At 73.6% G+C, this 4,648-nt stretch carries 4 protein-coding genes; 2 read left to right on the top strand and 2 right to left on the bottom strand.

The features are described 5' to 3' along the window. Positions 1–106 precede the first annotated feature (106 nt). Entirely contained in the window at positions 107–631 is a 525-nt protein-coding gene (locus G6R25_RS21810) for an alpha-ketoglutarate-dependent dioxygenase AlkB (RefSeq protein WP_473246925.1), read from the top strand. A gap of 42 nt (positions 632–673) precedes the next feature. Then, entirely contained in the window at positions 674–997 is a 324-nt protein-coding gene (locus G6R25_RS21805) for a hypothetical protein (RefSeq protein WP_205447336.1), read from the top strand. A gap of 611 nt (positions 998–1,608) precedes the next feature. On the opposite strand, the gene G6R25_RS21800 is transcribed toward G6R25_RS21805, so the two are convergent. Together G6R25_RS21800 and G6R25_RS21795 are read right to left on the bottom strand one after the other, a co-directional pair. Next, the gene (locus G6R25_RS21800) at positions 1,609–1,776 is read right to left on the bottom strand and encodes a hypothetical protein (RefSeq protein WP_161982985.1); all 168 of its coding nucleotides are present in this window, start codon (positions 1,774–1,776) and stop codon (positions 1,609–1,611) included. Between the two features lie 44 nt (positions 1,777–1,820). Beyond that, positions 1,821–4,648: NACHT domain-containing protein (locus G6R25_RS21795; protein ID WP_163554394.1), on the bottom strand; the 2,828-nt coding region annotated here is incomplete at its 5' end.

Raw genomic sequence — 4,648 nt, 5'->3', positions numbered from 1 at the left:
CTCGCTGCTCGCTGCTCGCTGCTCGCTGCTCGCTGCCGCGGCGTCGGTCGAGGTCGCTCCGCTCCCGGGGGCCGTGCGCCGGCGCGTGCTGTCGGCGGCTGCGTGAGTGGACGTGCGGCCGCGCTGGATCGAGGGGGCGGACGCCCTGTTCGAGCGGCTGCGCGGCGGGGTTCCCTGGCGGGCCGAGCGGCGCCCCATGTACGAGCGGATGGTTGATGTCCCTCGGCTGCTGGCCTTCTACGGTGCCGGCCAGGCGCTGCCCGACCCGGCGCTGGTCGCAGCCCAGGGCGCGCTCGACGAGTACTACGCGGCCGAGCTGGGGGAGCGGTTCGTCACCGCGGGGTTGTGCCTTTACCGCGACGGCCGCGACAGTGTCGCCTGGCACGGCGACCGGATCGGCCGCGGCGACCGGCAGGACACGATGGTGGCGATCATCGTGCTGGGTTCCCCTCGGCCGCTGCTGCTGCGCCCGCGCGGCGGGGGCCCCGCGCTGCGCTTCGAGCTTGGCCACGGCGACCTGATCGTCATGGGCGGTAGCTGCCAGCGCACCTGGGATCACGCCGTGCCCAAGTCGGCGCGCCCGGTGGGTCCGCGGATCAGCGTCCAGTTCCGTCCGCGCGACGTGCGCTGAGCATCCCTCATCCGTGCCGGTCTGGGCACCGCGCCCGGCCCGGTGATTTTCGCCGGCGGGGCTGCGTTGGCGGAGGCGCTGCACCAGCGGGGTGGGCTGCGGGTCGGCCGGATCGCCGCGGTCGGCCTGCTGCTGGCCCTGCTCGCCGATGACGGGGCGACCGGCAGCGCGATCGTGTCCATGGCGGTCCAGGTTGGCTCGGTGATCGGCGTGAGCATCCTGGTCGCGATCCTCGGCACGGCCTCCTCCGACGCGCCGGTGGCCGTCTACCGGCACGCCTGGTACGTCGCGCTGGGCCTCGCGGCGGCGGCGGGCGTCGCCGCCCTGGCCCTCGATCCCCGGCGGCGCGCGCCGATCCGCGGGTAGCCGCAAGGGGGTGAGCAGGTGCGCGGTCGGGTGAGCGTGGCATCGTGTCGTTGCTGTGCGCCTCATCGTCGCGATGGGATAGTGCCGACCCGAAGGGCGGGCCGGGAATCCGGCGGGTGGTCGCCGGACGAGACCGCCCGCCGCGCAACGACGGACCTGCCGCCGACGGGCGTGAAGGGAATCGGGGGTGGAAAATCGCCGTGCGTTCGTATAGATGGGTCTGCTTTCGGCCCTGGCACCCGCTCTGCCGCTCGATCGTGGCGGCGACGGCAGCCGTTTGAGGTCGCGGTCCGGCGCGGTCCTAGCCGGGGCGGGTGGCCTCGGCGGAAAATCGGCGGCGACCGCCCCGCAGCCGTCCGGGGGAAACGGCCCGCCCCGCGGACCGTCGCTACCAGTATTCCCGACCCGACCGGCGTGGGCCCCGGCCAGCTGACCTGCGGGACCGGCGACGGCACGGTGGCCGGTTTCTGGCAGCGCTCGGCCTACGAGGTGGGCGGCTTCGTCGGCGACATTGTCAGCCACTACACCGCGCAGGCGTTCCGCTGGGCCCGCGGCACCTGTCAGCCGCTGGGCTACCTCGGCGGGACCGACGAGCTGGGCGGAGACTACAGCTACGCCTCGACCATCACCGCGGCCGCGACGAGCGCGGCAGGGGTGATGGCGCGGCGGAGGCGGTCGGCGCCGGCCGTTAGCGCCCCGGGCGCGGGCCAGGGAGGTGGCGAACGCCGGGCGGGGCGGCGTCCGCCGAGGGCGAACTCGCCCCGTTTGCTCGCGACCACGGCCTGGCGCTCGGCTACCCCCCGCTGCGGCAGAGCACCATCCGCTACTGAGCCGCCTGAACCGCCGGCAGGTAGGCATCCAGCTCGCCTGGCCCGAACCGACACAGCCCCATCGACCACCAGAACTCCCCGGCCACGCGGCCGACCACCGTGTGGGTGCCGTCCGGCCGGTGCACGGCCCACCCCCCATCCCGCAGACCAATCATGATCGCGATCAGATCGCCGGTAGCCGCGTCCCACAGTCGGCAGGTGCTGTCGGAACTTGCGGTGGCGATGACGTCCCTGGTCGGGGAGAAGGCGGCTGACCAGACCCCGCCGGTGTGGCCGGTGTGGGTGTGGGTGCAGGTGCCGTCGGTGGAGAACACGACCGTGCTGATGGGACCGGTGTGCCCGGTCAGGGTGCGGAGCAGAGTCCCGGTGTGAGCGTCGACGAGGACGAGCGTGCTGTCGGCGGTGTAGGCAACGAGCCGGTTGGTGGGGGAGAAGGCGACGTCTCCTACGAAGCCGTGCGGCGGCGTGCAGAGCGACGGGGTGTCGCGGCCGGTCAGAGCGGCGAACCGCAGCGCGGGGTGGGCGGGGAGGTCGGGCTCCAGGGTGCAGCCGAGGAGGGCGGCCTGGAACCAGTCGCCGCCGTCGAGGGCGGCCGCAGTGAGATTGCAGCGCAGCAGGCGGGTTGCGGTGCAGCAGGCGTCGGTCAGGTCGAGGCCGGTGAGGTCAGTGCCGGTGAGATCCGCGCGATCCAGCCCTGCCCCGCGGGGCAGGGCTGGATCGCGCCGGCGGGCGAAGGTGAGTGCGTTGCGGCGGGCAGCGGCGGGGGCGTTGGCGTCGCCGAGTACGCCGCCGGCCCAGCGCAGGGTGGCGTCGCGGTCGGCGAGGCCGACGACGAAGTCGGCCATCAGGGGGGAGACGAGGCGGCGGTCGAGCAGGTCGACGGTCGGGCCGGCGCGGCGCAGCGGCGGCTCGCAGGCGGCGGCGGCGAGGAACTCCATGACCGAGGCGTGGACGATGGTGAACGCATCGTCGCCGGTGCGGACCAGCAGCGTGCCCGACCCGACCTGGTGGGCGGCGTGCTCGGAGTCGAGGCCGTGGGCGTCCAACGTCGTCAGGACGCTGCTGGCAGCCGCGGCCAGCTCGCGGGTGCCGACGGTGCGCTCGGTGGACTGCCAGAGCCGGACCGCGAGCGCGGTGACCGCCTCGAGTCGGTCGGCGGTGCTCAGCGCGGGGGCGGCGCCGGCGGGACTGGCGCGGTCGGTCTCGTGGTCGAGCCAGGCGTCGAGCAGCTCCCGGTACAGGTCGGCGGAGCCGATGCTGCCGGTAGCCGCCTGGACGTGGCGCAGCCTCGCCTCGTCGAGGCGGGCGATGAAGCCGAGCATCCGCGGGTTGCGGGATAGTCCGAGCAGGTCGTGGATGTCGTGGATGAGGGCGAGCCGTTCGGTGGCCCGCGCCTTGCCGCCGTCGAAGGTGCGGATGAGGAACTGTTCGATCTGGTCGTCGGTGAAGTCGCTGAGTTCGATGATCTCGCGGCCACCCACCAGGTCGAGGCGCTGGGCGAGCGCGGTACGGACCTGCTGGTCGGAGCGGAAATGCTGGCTGCGGCTGGTCAGGAGCAGTTTTGTCCTGCCCTGCAGGGCCTCGAGCAGGGTCGCGAGATGGTCGGCGGCGCGTTCGTAGGTGACCCGCAGGGCCAGTTCGTCGAAGCCATCGAACAGCAGCACGATGCGACCGTGGCGCACCATGTAGCGCAGCGAGTCCCGGTCGAAGCGGCGCACCCCGGCGCCGGCCAGGTGCGCGGCGAGCAGCTCGTCGATGCCGTGCGTCTTCTCCAGATGGCGTAGTTCGACGAGCATCGGGACGACGTGGGGAAGCCGTTCGGGCAGCATGCGGGCGAGTTCGTGCGCCAGGAAGGTCTTGCCGCGGCCGAAGTCGCCGAGCACCAGTGCCAGGCTGCCCCCGTCGGGGGCCGTCCAGTCGACCAGCCGGGTGAGCGAGTCGGTCTCCTCGCCGCCGGCCGGCGCTGTCCGGGCCGCGGTGAGGTCGAGGCTGGGGCCGCTGCTCGTGGCGGCGATCTCGGTGACGGTGGCCTGGCGCTGGTCGGCGGCGTGCAGGAGACGGGCGACTTCGGCGACTCGGTCGACGAACCGTTCCCGCGGCTGCGGCTCGGCGTGCCTGGCCGGGGGTTCCCGGCCGTCCCGGTCCCGCTCGCGCTCGTGTGCGTTGGGCTCGTCGACGTCGTCGGGTGGCAGCGTGGCGTCGACGCCGGTCCACTCGTGGCTTATCCGATCCCGCGGGGCCGCCGTGGCACCGACCGGGACGTGGGCGCAGGCTCCGGCGATCCACCTCGCCTGGTCGGGTGTCCAGACACGCGGGCGCTGGGTGACCCCGGTTCGGTCGATCCGCAGCAGTTCGTAAGCGCGGTCCGTCTCGGGACCCGCCGGGTCGGCCGGGTTGGCCGGGTCGGCCTCGGTCGTCCGGGGCGGGCCGAGGACGAGCGCGTTATCGAGCCGAGTTCCGTCGGGGCTGGTCTGCTGTCCGGCCAGGAGGAGGTTGAGCCGGCCGAACAGATCGCTGTGTCGGCCGGCCGCAGGTGGCCCGCCGGTCGCGGGCGCGTGGCCGTCCGTGGTGGGCAGAGAATCGTGGCCGTGGTGGATGGCGCCGAGGCGCAGCCAGCCGCGCCGCTCGTAGGCGGCGAGCCGCTCGGCGAACCAGTCCGCCTGAGCTGCACCGATCTGTCCGACATCGTCCTGCGGTCGGTGGGTGAGCGCCATCGTCGAGTTGATCCCGGCGACGACCAGCTTCAGCTCGTCGACCTGGAACAGCGAGCACTCCTGTCCGACGGCGAAGACCCCGCCGGCCGTCGCCGCCGAAGACACTC

The organism is Candidatus Frankia alpina, assembly GCF_902806485.1.
GTDB classification, from domain to species: domain Bacteria; phylum Actinomycetota; class Actinomycetes; order Frankiales; family Frankiaceae; genus Frankia; species Frankia alpina.
Note: the sequence above shows the minus strand (reverse complement) of the source record. Positions and strands in the feature narration are given on the sequence as shown.